This window comes from Vibrio sp. 10N.222.49.C9 (genome assembly GCF_041474985.1).
Lineage (GTDB): Bacteria > Pseudomonadota > Gammaproteobacteria > Enterobacterales > Vibrionaceae > Vibrio > Vibrio crassostreae_C.
Genome location: NZ_JBFRVD010000001.1, coordinates 33683 through 51627 on the forward strand (window position 1 = coordinate 33683; position 17945 = coordinate 51627).

16 protein-coding genes are annotated in these 17945 nt (G+C 44.9%); 8 read left to right on the forward strand and 8 right to left on the reverse strand.

All coding sequences use genetic code 11. The features are described from left to right. Window positions 1-68: 68 nt before the first annotated feature. Window positions 69-938, reverse strand: a complete 870-nt coding sequence (locus AB4585_RS00185; protein WP_017061672.1) for a LysR family transcriptional regulator — start codon at window positions 936-938, stop codon at window positions 69-71. A gap of 209 nt (window positions 939-1147) precedes the next feature. Between AB4585_RS00185 and AB4585_RS00190 the strand changes: the two genes are divergently transcribed. After that, window positions 1148-1495, forward strand: coding sequence for a DUF3316 domain-containing protein (locus tag AB4585_RS00190; RefSeq protein ID WP_017064934.1), 348 nt, complete (start codon window positions 1148-1150; stop codon window positions 1493-1495). A gap of 174 nt (window positions 1496-1669) precedes the next feature. Here the strand turns inward: AB4585_RS00190 and AB4585_RS00195 are convergent, their stop codons facing one another. Next, window positions 1670-3307, reverse strand: coding sequence for a methyl-accepting chemotaxis protein (locus tag AB4585_RS00195; RefSeq protein WP_372169231.1), 1638 nt, complete (start codon window positions 3305-3307; stop codon window positions 1670-1672). 259 nt (window positions 3308-3566) lie between these two features. On the opposite strand from AB4585_RS00195, the gene AB4585_RS00200 reads away from it, so the two are divergent. Further along, entirely contained in the window at window positions 3567-3992 is a 426-nt protein-coding gene (locus AB4585_RS00200; protein WP_017061669.1) for a DUF3010 family protein, read from the forward strand. 103 nt (window positions 3993-4095) lie between these two features. Here the strand turns inward: AB4585_RS00200 and AB4585_RS00205 are convergent, their stop codons facing one another. After that, window positions 4096-4995 carry a DMT family transporter gene (locus AB4585_RS00205; protein ID WP_017061668.1) on the reverse strand — a complete coding sequence of 300 codons (900 nt, stop codon included), beginning with the start codon at window positions 4993-4995 and terminating at the stop codon, window positions 4096-4098. 124 nt (window positions 4996-5119) lie between these two features. On the opposite strand from AB4585_RS00205, the gene AB4585_RS00210 reads away from it, so the two are divergent. Further along, on the forward strand, window positions 5120-6547 hold the full coding sequence (locus AB4585_RS00210; protein ID WP_136974141.1) for a PLP-dependent aminotransferase family protein: 1428 nt from the start codon (window positions 5120-5122) through the stop codon (window positions 6545-6547). A 114-nt stretch (window positions 6548-6661) separates the two neighbouring features. On the opposite strand, the gene AB4585_RS00215 is transcribed toward AB4585_RS00210, so the two are convergent. From AB4585_RS00215 to AB4585_RS00225, 3 genes are all read right to left on the reverse strand, one after another. Then, window positions 6662-7210, reverse strand: coding sequence for a carboxymuconolactone decarboxylase family protein (locus tag AB4585_RS00215; protein ID WP_017061666.1), 549 nt, complete (start codon window positions 7208-7210; stop codon window positions 6662-6664). A gap of 236 nt (window positions 7211-7446) precedes the next feature. Continuing rightward, a complete protein-coding gene (locus AB4585_RS00220; protein ID WP_017064937.1) occupies window positions 7447-8016 on the reverse strand; it encodes a GNAT family N-acetyltransferase in 570 nt (189 codons plus the stop codon). After that, complete coding sequence (locus AB4585_RS00225; protein WP_017069793.1) at window positions 8017-9252, reverse strand: MerR family transcriptional regulator; 1236 nt, start codon at window positions 9250-9252, stop codon at window positions 8017-8019. It lies immediately after the preceding gene. Window positions 9253-9742: 490 nt separating this feature from the next. On the opposite strand from AB4585_RS00225, the gene AB4585_RS00230 reads away from it, so the two are divergent. Next, on the forward strand, window positions 9743-10906 hold the full coding sequence (locus AB4585_RS00230) for an amino acid permease (protein ID WP_017061663.1): 1164 nt from the start codon (window positions 9743-9745) through the stop codon (window positions 10904-10906). 121 nt (window positions 10907-11027) lie between these two features. Here AB4585_RS00230 and AB4585_RS00235 read toward each other — a convergent pair whose 3' ends face one another. After that, window positions 11028-13007: a methyl-accepting chemotaxis protein gene (locus tag AB4585_RS00235; protein WP_102398137.1), complete on the reverse strand. Its 1980-nt coding sequence runs from the start codon at window positions 13005-13007 to the stop codon at window positions 11028-11030. 518 nt (window positions 13008-13525) lie between these two features. Between AB4585_RS00235 and AB4585_RS00240 the strand changes: the two genes are divergently transcribed. Further along, complete coding sequence (locus AB4585_RS00240) at window positions 13526-13699, forward strand: hypothetical protein (protein ID WP_198591387.1); 174 nt, start codon at window positions 13526-13528, stop codon at window positions 13697-13699. Window positions 13700-13853: 154 nt separating this feature from the next. Beyond that, window positions 13854-14438, forward strand: coding sequence for a TetR/AcrR family transcriptional regulator (locus AB4585_RS00245; protein ID WP_017069790.1), 585 nt, complete (start codon window positions 13854-13856; stop codon window positions 14436-14438). A 125-nt stretch (window positions 14439-14563) separates the two neighbouring features. Here the strand turns inward: AB4585_RS00245 and AB4585_RS00250 are convergent, their stop codons facing one another. Beyond that, window positions 14564-16429, reverse strand: a complete 1866-nt coding sequence (locus AB4585_RS00250; protein WP_372158329.1) for a fructose-specific PTS transporter subunit EIIC — start codon at window positions 16427-16429, stop codon at window positions 14564-14566. A 328-nt stretch (window positions 16430-16757) separates the two neighbouring features. Between AB4585_RS00250 and AB4585_RS00255 the strand changes: the two genes are divergently transcribed. Both AB4585_RS00255 and AB4585_RS00260 read left to right on the forward strand, forming a co-directional pair. Further along, on the forward strand, window positions 16758-17060 hold the full coding sequence (locus tag AB4585_RS00255) for a PTS fructose transporter subunit IIB (RefSeq protein ID WP_017070485.1): 303 nt from the start codon (window positions 16758-16760) through the stop codon (window positions 17058-17060). A gap of 7 nt (window positions 17061-17067) precedes the next feature. Beyond that, the gene (locus AB4585_RS00260) at window positions 17068-17841 is read left to right on the forward strand and encodes a PTS sugar transporter subunit IIA (protein WP_372111421.1); all 774 of its coding nucleotides are present in this window, start codon (window positions 17068-17070) and stop codon (window positions 17839-17841) included. Window positions 17842-17945 lie beyond the last annotated feature (104 nt).

The window sequence follows — 17945 nt, forward strand, 5'->3', positions numbered from 1 at the left end:
AAACACGCCGGGCTTCAGAATCTCTATTCTGAAGCCCGTTTTTATCGGTGGAGGTTTTAAGCCATACACTAATCCAATTGCTCAGAAAGGAAGTCCACCAGCAGGCGAACCTTTGAAGATAGATTACGGTTCTGAGGGTACAACGCCCAGATCCCTTCTTTGTCGTCTCGGTAATCGGAAAGCACTTCGACTAACTCTCCAGAGTCTAGATCTTCACTCACGTAGTATTCAGGTAACTGCACCAAGCCAATGCTCTGCTTCGCAGCATCTAATAACGCTAAACCGCTGTTGCACTTAATGCGTCCGTTAACACGAACCGAACGAGGGCGACCATTTTCTTTAAAGCGCCAGTGTTCAAATCCACCAACTAAGCATTGATGATTATTTAATTCAGATAATGTATGCGGCTCGCCATAACGTTCAATATATTCAGGGCTTGCACATACATAAAGTTGGCGTTGAGACAGCCTCTTTGCCACAAGGCTTGAGTCTTCCAAGCGGCCAAGACGAATCGCAACATCAACACCCGAATCGATAAGATCGAGCTTTTGATTGGTCAGCATCAGCTCAAGCTCTACTTGCGGGTGAAGCTTTAAGAATTGATGCAGTATTGGGGCGAGTTGGCGCTCACCATAAGTCACAGGCGCGGTGACTTTCAGTAAGCCTTTGGGTGTGGATTGCATCTGCGTGACCGCAAGCTCAGCAATTTCTAAACCTTCGACCAACAACTTACATTGTTGGTAATAGAGTTGCCCAGCCTCTGTAAGAGACACCTTTCGAGTCGTTCGATTGAGCAGTTTCACTGCGAGTCGTTCTTCGAGATTTGCTACTCTACGACTGATTTGAGCCACCGACGTAGCGAGCTTCTGCGCCGCACCGGTAAAGCTTTCACGCTCTGCCACTGCAACAAATTCACTTACCCCTTCCCAATTGGCCATGTTTTTACCTTATGCTGAACGATGGTTACCCAGACAGTGTATTGAAGATAGATATCAGTGTCACCTTGCTTGATATGCGCTGTTCATTAATCTTCGGCACCTATAGTCATTCCCTTACAGAACCATATTTTTGTCCTAACATTAACCTCATCCCCTATTGCTAGGGTGAGAATCTCTAAAACACTGGTACAACAAAGTAAGGTATCCCTTTGAAGAAGTTAATCATACTTGCATCAACTCTTGTACTCAGCACCACTGCGTTTGCAGCAACTAAAACAACAATTCAAGAAACAACGCTAAAATCTGACACATATGCTAGTGAAGTCGAAGCATACGATGCAGGCACCAACCTTATGGATGAGTTACGCGCAAAAACACCTTTTGAGCTTTCAAGAGAACTGCCACAGTTCCAACAGACAACCAAATACGATTCGTTCAAGATTGATGATGCAAATATGGAAGTGAAAAAGATCACTAACATGAACGGCGACATCCACTACCAAGCGAACGTAAAAGTGGACTACCGTTACACATACAAAGACGGTCTTAGCAGCTAACACTGAGTGATTGATCAGGTCTAAAAACTGATCACCTAGTCAAAAGACTGATCACCTAGTCAAAAAGAAAGCCCGCACTCATAGAGTGCGGGCTTTTTGTCGTTCACCGCTGATTAATGGGACTCAATACGAGCAACCATTATCAGCTCATATTCGTCTGTCTAATTTTGAAAATTACACTTCAAACTGAGACACAAGGCTATCTAGCGCTTCACACTGTTCAGCCAATGCCATACATGCATTTTCTGCGCTGCTTGCCATCTCAACCATTTGCATGGTGCTTTCAGCGATGCGTTGAACATTCTTATTCACTTCTTCAGACACTTGAGACTGTTGCGAAGCCGCCGTAGCAATTTGTGTGTTCATGTCATTCATCTTGCCAATTGAGTTACGAATCTCACTCAATGAAGATGCTGCAGTTCCTGCTTGAACAATGGTTTTCTCGCCACTCACTTTGCTTTCAGTCATCACACCAACCGCGTGTTTAGCACCCACTTCTAAGCGTTCAATCATTGATTGGATTTCGCCAGTGCTGTCTTGAGTTTTACTCGCAAGCGCTCGAACTTCATCAGCCACAACCGCAAAGCCACGGCCTTGTTCACCCGCTCGTGCCGCTTCAATAGCCGCATTCAAAGCAAGTAGGTTGGTTTGTTCTGCAATACCTTTGATCACGCCAAGGGTTGAGGCGATGTTCTTCACGTCTGTATCTAGTTCTTGAACCACACCACCCGCGTTCTCGATATCTTGCGCAAGGCGTTCAATCGAAGTAACAGTTAAGCCAAGCGTAGTATCGGCCGATTCCACTTCATGGTTTGCAACGTTACTTGCGGTTGCCGCATCTAATGCGTTACCACTCACCACTTCACTGGTTGCTTGCATTTCATGAACTGCAGCCGCGACCACTTCACTTTCTCGCTGTTGATTAGACGAGAATTCAGCAACACTTTGCGTGAGTGATTTGATGTTTTCCATCTCGCCACGTACTGCGTTCGATGTGAGAATAACTTGCTCCACGGTGACATGGATCTTGCCAACAAACTGGTTGAAAGCAGAACTCAAACGAGCGATCTCGTCATTACCTTCGACCTTCATACGTTGAGACAAGTTACCGTCGCCCGATGCGATCTCATTCATCGCTTTCTCTACGTTCTGGATTGGCTGAACGATAAAGCGATTCGATAACCACATAGCAAAAAGCGCGGCAAAAACAGCAACTGCCATACCCACTTCAATGATCAACTTGCTTGATTCAATAGAGTCATCGGCTTGCTGGCGAAGCTCTTTCTGTTTCAATTCGATCAGAGTTCGGATATCGCGCAATTGAGTACGAATGATCGCAAACTCTGCGTCAAGCGCTGGTGAGTAATCAATATTGTATTGGTCTGCGTTTGCCGGATCAGCGAACATTGGCTCGTGCAGTGCCACCCACTTGCTCATCGCGTTAACAAGCTTTGATAACTCGCCACGTGAAGATGGATCCAACACGCCCGCTTGATACAAGGTTTCGACACTTTCAAAACGAGGAACCGCTTTGTAAGCGTTGTCTTTAAATTCAAATTTTTGGTACTCAATCGCCGCTTGGTCTTTCGAGAGTAATAGACCTTGAGCAGAAGCGATAACTTGATAAATGTCACGATACCCATCTTCCAAATTGTCTAACACGGGCTGAACCACATTATTGAGCTCATTATTAATCGCAGCTTGAGCATTTGATCTGATAACGTTGAGCACAGTAACGGTAGAAAAAACAATCACAATCACCAACAGCGGGATCGCGATTTTACTCTTAATCGAAAGATTATTGATATTCATTGGGATTAATAACCACACTTCAAATAGGGATGCGCGCGCAATATACAGCACACATATAAAATCCCGCTAAGCTTTTGTGAGCTTCATCTCATAGAAAACGATACCGTAAATTCGTGTGATGTTTTTTCAATCAAAGGTTAACTTTCGGCGACTAAAATACTCTCTGATTTAGACTTATTTGCTGCTGATACGCGCAAATACTGGAGAAGTGTTAGAAATAACACCATAATGTAGGGCTCTAAAATAAGTAGGTAAGAACATGAAAATTTGTGGTGTTGAAATCAAAGGTAACGATGCAGTCATCTGTCTTCTTTCTCTGTCAGACGGCGTATTTAACATTCCTGATTGCCGAGTTTCTAAGGTTGCGATTAGCGACGCAAACGACACACAGAATATGAAAGACTTTCAATTCTCTTTTGCAAAGTTAATGGAAGATTACCAAGTAGAAAAAGTTGTAATTCGCCAACGTCAGACTAAAGGCAAATTTGCTGGCGGTGGCTTCGGCTTCAAACTAGAAGCAGCAATTCAGCTAATCGACGGCCTAGATGTAACCGTTGTGTCTCCAGCTGAAATCAAAGAAAGCCTTAAGCGCAACCCTCTTATGATGAAGTTCAAAGAGACCGGCCTTAAGCAATACCAAGAAGCACCGTTTACAACGGCTTACGCTTGTTTGATGAAACGCTAGTCAAAAGTCGCTAGCCAATATTTTATATAGAAAGAGCCTGAATATTCAGGCTCTTTTTTGTTTCTAGTCATCGATTTTTAGTAGGATGAGTTTGGTATACAAACTACCGCTCTAACACTGTTCGCCTACGAGCCTTAATTAACTCAGGCTTTTTCACCACCAAATAAACCGCCGCAGCAGACAAAGCAAAGCCCATCGCGCCATACATGTCGAACGACTCACCGAAAATAAGCCACGCTTGGATTGCTGTCGTCGGTGGCACCAAGTAAAAGACCGAAGCCACACTTGAAGATGCACCGTGCTCTACCATGTAAAGCAACAATAGGATGGCAACACAAGACAGAACGACCACCAGCCAAATTAGAGTCAACGTGAATTCTATCGTCCAGTTTACTTGCATAGTTTCGTAACGCATTGCGAACGGCAGAAACAACGCGGCAGAAGCCAAATATTGCACCATCGCACCGCCGACCATATCTGTCCCCTGACAGAAGCGCTTCTGATACAAAGTGCCGCAGGTAATACCCACCAAAGAAACCAAACACAATAACGTTGCCAAGCCTTTTTGGTCGTCTGACTGCCATTCAATATTGCCCATCAACACCAAACTAATACCCGCAAAACCAAGCGCTAACCCCAACCACTGTGCAAAATTAAAACGCTGCGAAGTACAGCTGATCATAATCAATGCGGTAAGAATCGGTTGTAAGCCAACAAGTAGAGAACTCAACCCGGCGGGCATACCTATATCAATCGCCAGATAGGTGCCACCAAGGTAGAAACCATGAATCAAGATGCCAACCACACTTGCGTGGAAGAATGCTCGACCACGAGGAATACGACGCTTAATGATTGCAATCAAAACCAAGAACAGCGCCACGTTGGCTACCATCCTCAATGAAAGTAATGTTGCGGGTTCCGCGTATTCCACACCAAGACGTGCGCCGACAAAACCTGACGACCACAATATTACAAACACAAACGGAATCATTTTAATCAGCATTACAAACCTCTGGTCAACTCTTCATCAATGCTGTTACCTTAGTTGGGTACAGATAACTAATAAAGATACAGATATAACACTTTGAATGGTTACAGATTGAGAGTGAGCAACGAGGGAGAAAAACGTGGAAGCAGAACTCAGCGGCAATAAATACCTTGCTACCGAACAACATATTAAGGCTCAGATCGATAAGGGGCTCTTTCATCCAGACGATCGCCTTCCCTCGATCCGCCAGTTAAGCGAACAGCTTGGCGTAAGCAAAAATACCGTAATTCGCGCCTATCAAGAACTGGAAGCCACAGGCTGGGTTTATTCAGTACCTAAATCTGGCTATCGCGTGAAAGCACCGAACACCACCAGCTGGGATGCATCAAGCCAACCTCAAAAAGTCGATCTGTTGTCTGTCACCAAATCGGTACTCTCTCGTCCAAAAGGTCGCCTGAAACTGTTGGCAGGCTCCGCGCACCCGAACATCAACAATCCAGCGATTCGTAGCTTGTATGCCGAAATCGGTCGCCATAGCCGTTTGCAAACTCAGCTTCCCGGTTATTACCAACTGCCTCCTGGCGACGAGCAATTAGTAAAGCAATTGTTAAAGATCACCCATGATCTTGGTGTACCTGCGGGATCTAAAGAGATTGCGATTACTCATGGTGCTCAACAGGCTATCAGTTTGGCTTTACGTGCGCTCACCAAGCCCGGTGACATCGTGGCGGTCGAGTCACCGTGTTACTTCGGCAATCTACTTTTACTTGAATCGCTTGGCTTACAAGCCCTTGAAATACCAAGCAGCGTTAGCCACGGTATTGACATTCCTTCGCTACAAAGTGCACTGGATAAATGGGAAGTGAAAACCTTACTGCTAACACCAAACTTTACCAACCCAACCGGCTCAAGAATGCCATTGGCGAATCGAAAAGCATTACTGGAGATCACCGGATGTTTGCCAATTATCGAAGACGATGTGTTCGGTAGCTTGGCATTCGATACACCAATCGCTAGCCTCAAAGAGCTTGATGACCAAGATAGAGTCATCTACGTCAACTCATTGTCTAAAACCTTAGACTCACGCTTGCGAATCGGTTGGTTGTTGTCGGGGCGCTACCAACCTTTAGTCGAAAAGTACCTTTTATGCGACAACATGGGCAGCTCAAACCTGATGCAATCCGCGGTGGGGCAATTCCTCACTACCGGTAAATATCGCAGCCACTTATCCAAAATGAAACGGCTCTACCAAACCAACCAAAAGCAATTCCAAAGCCTGTTAATACAAGCACTAGATAGCCACCCACACCTTGTCGGGCAATACCACCTATCAAAACCGGAAGGCTCTTTTTTAAACTGGATAACACTGCCTGAATCGGTCGATAGCTACGCGGTCTATCAAGACTGTTTAAAGCATAAGTTGGGGATTTTACCCGGAACAGTATTTGGCACCAACGACCAATATAAACACTGCTTGCGCTTTACTGTTGCCAACATTGAAGAGAGCAAAGAGTGGAAAGAAGGGGTTGTGACACTAGCGAAGATAATCGCTAAGCACGTGCGTTAGGTTACCTTTCTAATTACCATTTAGACCAAAACAACAAAGCCCCATTCAACTGAGTGGGGCTTTCATCATTATCATATCTTGAGTTGCTTAAATACGATGGTTAGTTAAATACGATTACCCTTGCCAAGCGAACTGTTCAAAAACTTTGTCGACTGGCGTTTTAGCAACGTGGTTTACGTAATTACTGATCACTTTCTGAGACAGGCCAAGAATCACTTCTAGCACTTGTTGCTGACCGTAGCCCGCTTCGAAAAATGCTGCCATTTCACTTTCAGGCACATTGCCGCGGTTACGTACCATGCTCAGCGTAAAATCATGCAGGGCTTGCAGCTTTTCAGTGGGTAAAGCTGTGCGATTACGCAGTGCTTCGGTGATTGCAGGATCAACCTTCATTGAATGTGCAATGCCAGTGTGTGCAGGAACGCAGTAGTGGCATTCGTGTTCAACGTTGATGGTTTGCCAAACAACCGTTAGCTCTTCAGCATCGAAAGATGAGTCACTAAACGCCTGATGAAGCTGAGTGTAAGCCTTAAGTGTGTTTGGAGATTCAGCCAACACACCAAACAAGCCCGGCACTCTGCCCATCTGCTTTTTAGCGCCCTCAAGAATAGGTTGGCTTTGCTCTGGCGCGGATTCTACTGAGTGAATTTTGAAGTTGCTCATTGCTCTATCCCTATCAATTTTCGGTTCTAAAGTTATTCAATCACGGAGCAATTAATGAATGTTCTCCGTTGGTGTAAAAACAATATAGATCAAACAAGAACGATCGTTCAAGTGTTATTTTGAACAGTTGTTCAATTTATACATTGAAGCCAGAAGAATGTCTTCGTTCATAACAAGAAAGCCCAACAGGCAACACCTGATGGGCTTTCTCTTTTTCTCAATTTTTTTGCAAGCGGCTACCAATATTCTGCGTGGGCCAAGCCTTTAACACAGCTCGACTTGCCACTTGTTACTTTAATTTCACCACCAGTCAACGATTGAGCCAACCAACCGTGAGAGAAACTCAATTCAAAGGGCGCAGGGACTTGCTCAACGGTAATTTGCTCAAAGCCCACTTTTGAATAGTAGTTAGGATCACCGTACGTCACTGCAAGCTCAATACCCTGCTCTTTTAGGAGCTGCAAACCGGAGTTAATCAGGCGCTGACCAATACCACGCTTTTGCACCTGAGTGCTCACCGCGACTGGCGAAAGCAAATATGCCTTGGTTTCATCGTCAAATGAAAGCGACGTAAAGATAATCGAGCCTACAATCGTACTATCCGCATCCGACTCACTAGAATCATCTTCAACAACAAAGCAAAATAGCTCTGTCGGAGCTGTGGTCGTTAAAAGATCGTTGGCAAGCTCACCCAAAGTTTTACCTTCGTTCTCACCTTCTGAATCCGTAAAGGTTTGAGTGAAAACTTGAGTGATCGTTTCGATTTCATTTGAATTATATTGCCTAAATTTCATGGTGTTACTCATTTACTTTAATTTCTTGAGCACAAAGAACTGATAATCAAAATCACGTTGTTCAGAACCTTTCGAAGGCTCTTGACCCAAACCGTTCTTTGATGTGCTGCTATCGAAAAATTGTTTAACTTCATTGTCGCAATCGACGAGCGCTTTTGAGTTCGGCATCGTTGCTTTAAGCGCTTCTATTCGCTTTTGAAAGGGCTGGTAATACGCAAGCCAACCAGCGTCACTCATTGCAAAGTGATCCAAAACTTCATAACCCGCTGCTTTTGCCTGTTTAATACGCTCGGAAACCGTCGTCATGTCCGGGTACTCTTTCTGCCAGAACGCTTTGCTCGATTCGTTAGGTTGTTCGGTATTCCACACCAAATCATTAACGACCAATATGCCGTCATCACTGAGTAAATTTCGCCACTGCTTTAGCGCCTTTTCAACACCCATGATGTAAGCGCTGCCTTCCGACCAAATTAGGTCAAACGACTTAGCTTCAAACGGCAGATCCATCATGCTCGCGCATACGGTTTTGACGTTGCTTTCTAAGCCAAGAACCTGTGCTTGCTGAGTCAGAACATCTAAACTCGGTTGATCATTATCTACCGCCGTTATTTGCACATCCACTTGATGTTCTACTAAGGCTTTCGCTAACACAGAGGTGGCAATACCTTTACCACAACCGATCTCAAGCACACGTTTAGGAGAAACCGAAACGTGTACCAACGCCGCTAAAGTATCTTCCGCTGTTCCTGGCCCTAAACGCTGTAAACCCTCAAAGATCACCTCAAAATCCGCCATGTACTGGTCATGATCGTTCATGTCTTTTGAAAGCCATTTCAGTCGCAGTGCTTGCTTCTCATCAAAGCCTTGCTTAATGAGCCAATCGAGATGCGCATCAGGCGCCACCTTGTCCATCGATTCATGCCAATCTTGCAAACCACTCTCGCCTAACAAGGCCGATAAAAGATCTCTCGAACGCTGTTTCTGAGCGATCTCTTCGTCCAATTGTTCGAGTCGGTTTTGTAACAAGGAGCGGTCAACCTTGGCATCCAAACACGCCTGACACTCTTTCAACGTCAGTCCACCCGCTTGTAACTGCTGCAACAATTTCACACGCTGCAAGTCGCGTTCGGAATAACTTCGATAACCATTATTGGTGCGTTGAGCTTCTATCAAACCCAACTTTCCATAGTACAAAAGCGTTGAACGGCTCAGGCCAACGAGCTCCGCTAATTCAGATATGCGATACATCCACTTCTCCCTCATTTCAGTAGTAAAGATAAACTATGAAGTTGTAGTCAGGTCAACAGAATTTTCGACACTTTTCTCGTTCTTTACCTATTTACCTTCAAATTGATAAAGCGATCTGAGCGTGTCTTTTACCCATAGAACGGTTAGTCATCGACATTGCCTGAACGGGATTCAGGAAAGGAGAAGTATTAAACTTGATGAATTGAAAACAATTAGCTCATAAACATACTTCTTTTTAAATGAATTTTGCCAATTTCTAAATCATTCAATAATGGACGAACGTTAACTAAACGATAAATAAACTCACCGAGTGAATACTTAAATCAACCACACATATACACCAGAAATTCCTGCTTAAATTTTTTAGAAAAATTCAAAATTTATTAGAAATTAACCCCTAACTTTACTTAGTATTTTGTTAGTCTTGGAAACAATTATTTACAATCCAAACAAAATTTAATTGGATCGCTTGAGGTTGTTTTTCTTGAATATGAAATTATTCGGCAGTTCTTTGATTCTGTCAGGAACTGCATTAGGGGCTGGCATGCTCGCTATTCCCATGGTGTTGGCCCAATTTGGCTTCATGATCAGCTCAGTGCTGATGCTACTTATCTTTATCGGCACCACATACTCTGCACTCCTCCTGGCAGAAGCATGCACTAAAACTAAAGACAACAGTGGCATGAGCAGTGTTGCTTACCTCACTCTGGGCAGCAAAGGTAAACACTTTATCAATGCACTCTTTTACCTGTTGCTAGTATGCATGTTGATCGCTTATATCTTGGGTGTCGGTGACATCATTCATAAGCTACTGCTCGACGTTGGTGTCGATGTATCAGCATCCGTTGCGTATACCATTTTCAGCCTATTGATGGGTGCTATCGTCGTCTCGGGCAAGTCTTATATCGACAAACTGAATCGCGGGCTATTCATCTTGATGGTCGTGATGCTGTTTATCGTTATCGCGTCGTTGTTTAGCAACATTCGCCTTGATTACCTTACTCAAACCAGCCAATACACAGCCAATGATGTGGTGCAATACAGCGCGGTTATCTTTACCAGCTTTGCCTCTATGGTGGTGATCCCATCACTGGTGATCTACAACCGTGAAGCGACTCAAAAGCAGATCCGCAATATGATTCTGCTTGGCTCAGTGATTCCATTAATTTGCTACCTGACTTGGTTATTCGCGATTATCGGCAACCTCGGCACAGACGCGATCAGCCAGTTCCACAATATCTCTGAGTTGATCTCTGCGTTCAGCGGCCAATCTGCTTGGTTGAAAGTGGTGATCGCTCTGTTCTCTGCTCTAGCCTTGGTGACTTCTTTCCTCGGCGTGTCGATGGCGCTTTACGACCAAAACAAAGATGCGGTGACCAACAACAAAGCGTTGGCTTATGCGCTAACCTTCATCTTACCTTTGGTATTAGCTGAGCTGTTCGCTAGCCAGTTTGTAAGCATGTTGGACTATGCAGGTATGGTGCTGGTGTTCCTAGCTATCTGGGGCCCACTCGCAATGGTAGTTAAGGTTCGCAGACCTGACTTCCCTCACCTACAAACCGAAGGCAGCTACACAGCAGCCGGTGGCGACACGGCATTAATGGCGACATTTGGTTTTGGTGCGTTGATTTTCGTGTCTTGGTTTATGGGGTAGATCCCCATTGAATGGACTATCTGTTGCCATTTAGAAGACAGCAGATACAAATAGCCCGTTAGTCCTGCTATTAAAAGTAGAGACTAACGGGCATTTTACTTCTTATTGGAGTGCTTGCTAGTTAGCTCTTAAACGTACTCGCAATATCTTTCAATGAAGCTGCTAACTGAGCTTGTTCTTTGGCTGTTGCAGCTATTTGCGTTGCACCTGTCGTAGATTCTGTCGACTTCTGCTCTACTGCCATGACGTTTTGAGCAATATCTTGAGTCACTACCGCTTGCTCTTCGGTAGCGGTTGCGATCTGCTCAGTCATGCTAAAGATCTCGCTCACCGATGCTGAGATACCTTGTAAGGTGTGTTCCACCTCTTTTGAATCCTCAACCGCTTTAGACGACATCTTCTGACTGTTATCAATCACATTAAACGCGGTTTGCACATCAGACTGTAACGAGCTGATGAAACCTTCAATTTCAGCTGTCGACTGCTGAGTACGCTGTGCTAACGTGCGAACTTCATCAGCCACTACCGCAAATCCACGACCTTGCTCACCCGCTCTTGCCGCTTCAATTGCCGCGTTCAATGCTAACAAGTTAGTCTGTTCAGCGACGGACTTAATCACATCAATCACACTGTTGATGTTATTACTGCTCTCGTGTAAGTGCGTGATCTTTTCCGCTAGATCATTAATTTCAGATGCCAGTTTTTCGATAGAGTGGTAAGAGTTTTGAACCGTACTCAAACCTTCTTGAGACTGCTCATCGACCAGTTTAGCGGAACTTGCTGTCTGCTGAGTTTTAGCCGCCACCTCATTTACCGTTGCTGATAACTCTTCTGTCGCCGTCGCAACCAAGCCAATTTGGTCTTGTTGTTGCACTAGCGTGTTCGAATTGTAGTGACAGGTTTGTGAGGTTTCTTCAGCGGCTGAAGCTAAGGTCAGACTCGACTGAGACAGGTTGTCGATAACGTTTGAAAACTTCTCTAGCGTTTCGTTGAGTGCCGAAGAGATCTGTCCAAGCTCGCTGTTGCCAACGAACTTAGCGCGAACTGTTAAGTCGTTGTCATTACGAACCTTAGACAACATCACTGTAAGATCTTTTACTCTCATCGTCAGGTCTCTGATCGCCTTATAGCTCACGAAGGTCGCGAACAAGGTTATCAAAGCAAACAGACCAATACTCATCATCATCGCAGACTGCGCCTCTGACATTTTTTTCTCTGTCAGTGCGATAAGCGACTCTGCTAGGCGGTTTTCTGTTTTCTTTAGCTGAACAATACGAGCGGTAGATTGCGAGAACCAGTACACAGGATCAACATCAAAACCGCTCATCTTAGATTCAGCCAAACCACGAAGCTTTTCTACTTCTGCCACCGAACGATCATTCAATTGCTGTTCAAAGAAACGAACGTTAGCTGGGTTACTCAATACCTCAAAGTTTGAGAAATAGGTATTTTGCTCAGTCACCAAAGAGATGAATTTAACCAACATGCCTGGGCCAAATTCATTTTTAGAGAAGGTATTATTTAGGACAGCACGCTCGATACCCGCTCGCTCTTTACCTTGTAAAAAGTTGTAGTAAGCGATGGTTTCAGTGGTGATGGCAGCATCAGAGCTAAGCTCAGCAATTAACGCCGATACGCTCAGCAGCTTTGCATTCAGTTTGGTGTAGTAACCCAAAGCTTCAGACAGAGGAATCGATTGAGAATCCACTCGATTTCGAATAGAAGTAATTTGATTTAGGCTTTGGCTTATTTCAGTGTTCAGCCGAGTGATCTGCGGTAAATCGATTTCAGCAGATTGCCAGTATTCGGTTTTCAGATTACGTCTATTATCTGCACTGGCTCTTTGTGCACGTAGTTCACTGACAAACTTAGTGCCCTGTGAGCCGATAAACCCAGCCGTCATTCCACGCTCTTTTTGTAACTCATGCACAAGTTCACTGTACACAACCGACAAACGGGTAAGTTGGTTTAATGAAGACAATTCACTGGTGGTTTCTACGCCTTTTGAAATCGCAGAAACGCTAAGCCATAGAAATCCCAAGATCGGTAAAATAAGCAAAGCGATGATTTTTTGCTTAAAAGACATATCGGTTAATTTCATTTTCATTTCCTAGCAGCTAACAAATCTTTTCAGTCATCTAACTCGCACACCCTTAATAAGATGCGCCTCAATTGTGACTGTATAATTATTCAACTTGATCAATGTGCATCAATTACCGTGCCACACAGATCGGTAGCCGGTGAAAATAACATTTAACCTTATAAAATACATTGGATTATCGACAAAACTGTTAGCTAACCGACTTAACTGTGCGAAAAGTACGTGCAACAACATTTTATTGACGTAAGCGTCTGAAAATTGACATCTTTTTTATAACCCCAAAGGGGTAGCCTTGCACCAATTATGTGCTCACGGCTAACAACATATTCGTCAATAATTGTTCGTTCAGCGCTAAAACGGTATCTATTTCAGCGTTAACTGGCTGTCTATTCCTTGCTAACGATCTGTCTACTCTATACGAACTAACTATCTACTCCTCACTAACTAAATATGTATAATGCCGAGCTTGTTAAATTGAGGATCGCAGCAAATATGCGACAACAACTGAGAGATGTTTTATGAATTGTCCCGCTTGCGAAGAGCAAATCGGTTGGGAATGGGTAGAAGAGGCAGCAATCGAACCGAATGAGGAATTCGATTGCCCAGAGTGCCAAGAAACCTTGATGTATACCATCGATGAAGGCACCTATTACGGCGCGCAACATAAAACCGTAGAAGTAGTCGACGCGTAAATTACAGCCTTATAGCGACAAGCTGACCACTTTATTTCAAATACTTAGCAAATAACTAAGCTAAGCTACTTACTTTCTTGCTGGCTCTTCTTTACTAGAACGGGCGTTCAGCATAAAATATTGAACATATGTTCAGATTAATGAAGTAGATGTTATGGCCAAGACAGCGAAGTTCGATAGACAAGATGTAGTAGATAAAGCAACGAACCTGTATTGGGAAAAGGGCTTTCATGCGACTTCTATGCGTAACCTGCAAGACGTGATTGATATGCGTCCGGGCAGCATCTACGCGACGTTCGGCAGCAAAGAAGGTTTGTTTAAAGAGACGCTTGCTCGCTATACCGAACTTGGCATCCTCAATCTGAACCGCTTCCGCAGCGAAACGGATTCTCCAATCAAAGCGCTCGAAAATTTTGTAAAACGTGCGGTTGTCGAATCAAAACAAAGTTCGCCAAATGGCATGTGTATGCTGGCTAAAACGGTCGCAGAACTGACTGATGAACACGCAGAGCTATTAGCAGAAGCGAAGAAATCACTAAAGATCATGGAAGGTGAGTTCGCCAAGTTGATTACAGAAGCGCAAGAACTGGGTGAGATCAGTAAAGAGCGCGAGCCTACTCAACTTGCTCGTCATGTTCAGGTTCAGATCGCAGGCCTGCGTACTTACGCCAAAACCTGTGACGATATCGATTTGCTCAACTCAATGGTTGAAGACGTATTTAAGTACCACCCTTTTTAAGGGCTGAACTTATACATTAGAAAGCGATACAAAAAGACTCCACTTTCACCTTAACCGGCCTGAGCGGAGTCTTTTTAGTTTTGATCTAGTTAACTTTATAGATGATAAACTTTGCGGTTTAAGGATTACACCTTTCTCATGATCAACGCTTGCGCATTAAGCATCGCTTCCTTAGTACTGACATCTAAGGTTTTCACGTTCGCAAAGCGTTCTACTTCTTTAATCGCCACGTCGTGAGCAAAGATCACCAGCCTCGCCCTTTCAATATCTTTCTGCGTGATACGATTGCCTATTCCGTTAGCACCCTGCGTTTCGACTTTAATCCGAACCCCAAGATGATGCGCCGCCTTTTCTAAGGATTTCGCTGCTAAGAAAGTGTGGGCAACGCCTGACGGACAAGAAGTGATCGCCAATACATCCGCTTGCCCCTCTTCTGTTACCGAGCCACCCGTGAACTGATTAGAATTCGCTTCGCCTTCGACCACGTTCTTTTTCAGCAATATCACAATCAGAGCCGTCGTTAGAGCCCCTGCCAGCGTGCCGACGATATAGCCAATCTTGCCATCCACCACCGGCAGCACAATCCAGCCGCCCCATGGTGCATGGTTCACTACATGGAACATAAAGCCGACCACGTTACCAACTACGCCACCAGCAACAACAGCAGGCAGAACGCGCGCAGGATCGGCGGCTGCAAAAGGAATCGCGCCTTCACTGATGCCAATCATTCCCATGATGCCTGCGGCTTTTCCGGCTTCGCGTTCGTCTCGTTTAAACTTCTTCGGCGATATAAAAGTCGCCAGAGCCATGCCTAATGGTGGCGTACAGATCGCAATACCGACGCCACCCATCAACCATGGCTGAGTATTAACCTGAGTTTGGGCAAACAGCGTTGCGACCTTATTGATCGGGCCGCCCATATCAAAGGCCGTCATTGCACCTAAAATACTGCCCAATACCATTTTTCCGGAGCCTGCCATGCCCGTGAGCATTTGGTTCATCTCAAGCATTACTTGAGCTATCGGAGAGCCAATCACCCACATCACCGCACCACAGGTCACGAAGGTGCCGACTAATGGATAGATGAAGATAGAGCTCAGCGAGATCATGCTGTCTGGCAGTTTGATCTTCTTAAGTAGATTCACCACAAAACCAGCGAAGAAACCGACCACAATTGCACCGAGAAAGCCGGTATTGTATTGATTCACCGCAACCCAAGAACCAATCATACCGGGCGCTAAACCCGGTTTGTCGGCCATTGAATACGCGATGTAACCACCGAGCACCGCTGTAAACAGGGTTAACCCCGCGATGCCCATCTGTGCGATATCTGCTAACACACCGCTTTCAGGTACTGCACCATGACCCGACATCATCACCGACAAAGACAAAAGCACACCACCTGCAACCACGAAAGGAATCATGTGTGAGGTGCCGTATAATAAGTGTTCTTTGAGGCGATTAAGAGATTGTGCCCAAGGGCTTAGTGGTTCGACATACACTTCATGATGGCTAGATGCGTAGCTATCGAACGATTCTGAATTGGCTTCAAGAAACAGCTCTTGAGCTTCCTCGACAGACTCGACTGCCTTTAATTTTGTAACAAAGCCATCTTCGATAAGCCTGGTCGAAATCTGAGCCAGTACCTCGATATGGTGGTCGTCGTTGTTGTCTGGTGAAGCGAGCATAAAGAACACATCCGACAGCTCGCCGCCGTCTGCGCCATAATCGATGCCAGAACGGCTGATACCTACCGCCACCGCAGGTTTAGCTACGGCAGCACTTTTCGCGTGTGGAATGGCGATGCCATCGTCAAAGCCAGTATTACCGATGGCTTCACGCTTCCAGATGTCGTCAAGGAATTCACGTTTATTAGAGAGCTTACCGGCACGGTCGAGCAGTTCAACAAGCTCTTCAAATACCGCCTGTTTAGAGTCTGCTTGTAAATCTAAGCAGATGATCTCGGGCTCGATAATGTTGGTGATATCCATATGCTGCTCTGCCTCGCCTGATTTCAGACTGAAGTAATTACGTAAGTGATAAGGTTAATAAGATGAAAAGATTAACGGTGTGAAGGCACTCAATATATAGGACGAAAGGTGCATTAACTGGATTATTGTAACCAAGAGCTCAGAGTGTGACTTTCACCTTGGAATAAAAAACGGCAATCCATAAAATCCCCAGAACCCATAAACATATCGTCCCTCCTCTATGCGAGCTTTCTATACTGAAGTTCCCATACAAGATAGCTTTTGCAAGGTAGCTTGTGAAAGGTAGCTTATGTAACGTAACAGAGACGAGATTAAGCCGAGAATAATAATGAGAATTGTAGCGGTAACTGCGTGCCCTACAGGCATTGCGCACACCTATATGGCAGCTGATGCTCTAAATAAAACAGCCCCTAAGTTCAACGTTTCAATCAAGGTTGAGACGCAAGGCGCTATGGGTATTGAAAACTTACTGACCGCCCAAGATATTACCCTCGCAGACAAAGTGTTGATCGTATCTGATATCGACATCGAACAACCAAGCCGATTTGACCCAGCTAAAACCGTATTTGTTCCAATGGAAGAGGTGTTGTTGAGTGTCGATAAAGTTTTTATTAAGCATTGTCGAACTTAAACTTTTCATGAACGAATACCAGATCACCTTCTTCGTTAACGATCCTGCCGCGAACTCACATGTCGCGCAGCCGCTGACTCGCTTAGCGAAGAAATTCAAAAGCAACATCCGCATTATCAACATCACTCAAAATCGAACCGCTGATCTCTCCAAATCCGTCGCGATGCTGCAAGTAGGTTTACTTCGTGGTGATTTGTGCCAGATAACCGCGGTCGGTATTGATGCGGAGCTTGCCTGTTTCGTTCTCAAAGACATAATTGCAGAGCATTACGACATGGTTGGCTCACAGGTGAGCCATGAGTTCTCTAGCGATCTAATTCAGCGAATGCCACAAATATGCCCACCTTGTGATATCAAATGGCACCACGCTAAGGCGCAAACCCAACTGACCAAATTTGAGTGCTTGAAAGGGCTCGCTCACCTTGTTTACCCAGAAGACCCAGATGAATTGATTCTGGCATTTATTAAGCGAGAAGAACGCTCTTCAACCTGCGTGTCACCAGGTATCGCACTGCCGCATGTGATGTTTGAATCGACTCAAGATCTCTCGATTGCGGTTATCGTCAGTGACGACCCGATTGACTGGGCATCACGTATCGGCGAAGTGCACGTTGCTATTGCACTCGTTCTGCCAACTAAACCACAACGAGAACATATTATTGCGGCGACCAACCTAACTCGAAACTTGCTTCACGATCAGGTCAATGAACGTCTGCAAAAGACTCGAAGCAGTGTCGACCTGCAAGCTCTGCTGATGTACATCTCGTCACGCCTTATCTAATTCATCTCTTCTGGTCAAACTCAAAGCATCCATTAATCCCCTGTTGTGACACCTATCCAATCGTTATAAGCTCATTTTCTCATACAATAAAAAACGGCTGAGCA

Bases quoted from the DNA above. Each gene is read 5' to 3' on its own strand.
- AB4585_RS00185 (WP_017061672.1), bottom strand. From the start codon at position 938: ATGGCCAATTGGGAAGGGGTAAGTGAATTTGTTGCAGTGGCAGAGCGT.
- AB4585_RS00195 (WP_372169231.1), bottom strand. From the start codon at position 3,307: ATGAATATCAATAATCTTTCGATTAAGAGTAAAATCGCGATCCCGCTG.
- AB4585_RS00200 (WP_017061669.1), top strand. From the start codon at position 3,567: ATGAAAATTTGTGGTGTTGAAATCAAAGGTAACGATGCAGTCATCTGT.
- AB4585_RS00205 (WP_017061668.1), bottom strand. From the start codon at position 4,995: ATGCTGATTAAAATGATTCCGTTTGTGTTTGTAATATTGTGGTCGTCA.
- AB4585_RS00215 (WP_017061666.1), bottom strand. From the start codon at position 7,210: ATGAGCAACTTCAAAATTCACTCAGTAGAATCCGCGCCAGAGCAAAGC.
- AB4585_RS00220 (WP_017064937.1), bottom strand. From the start codon at position 8,016: ATGAGTAACACCATGAAATTTAGGCAATATAATTCAAATGAAATCGAA.
- AB4585_RS00225 (WP_017069793.1), bottom strand. From the start codon at position 9,252: ATGTATCGCATATCTGAATTAGCGGAGCTCGTTGGCCTGAGCCGTTCA.
- AB4585_RS00230 (WP_017061663.1), top strand. From the start codon at position 9,743: ATGAAATTATTCGGCAGTTCTTTGATTCTGTCAGGAACTGCATTAGGG.
- AB4585_RS00235 (WP_102398137.1), bottom strand. From the start codon at position 13,007: ATGAAATTAACCGATATGTCTTTTAAGCAAAAAATCATCGCTTTGCTT.
- AB4585_RS00240 (WP_198591387.1), top strand. From the start codon at position 13,526: ATGAATTGTCCCGCTTGCGAAGAGCAAATCGGTTGGGAATGGGTAGAA.
- AB4585_RS00245 (WP_017069790.1), top strand. From the start codon at position 13,854: ATGGCCAAGACAGCGAAGTTCGATAGACAAGATGTAGTAGATAAAGCA.
- AB4585_RS00250 (WP_372158329.1), bottom strand. From the start codon at position 16,429: ATGGATATCACCAACATTATCGAGCCCGAGATCATCTGCTTAGATTTA.
- AB4585_RS00255 (WP_017070485.1), top strand. From the start codon at position 16,758: ATGAGAATTGTAGCGGTAACTGCGTGCCCTACAGGCATTGCGCACACC.
- AB4585_RS00260 (WP_372111421.1), top strand. From the start codon at position 17,068: ATGAACGAATACCAGATCACCTTCTTCGTTAACGATCCTGCCGCGAAC.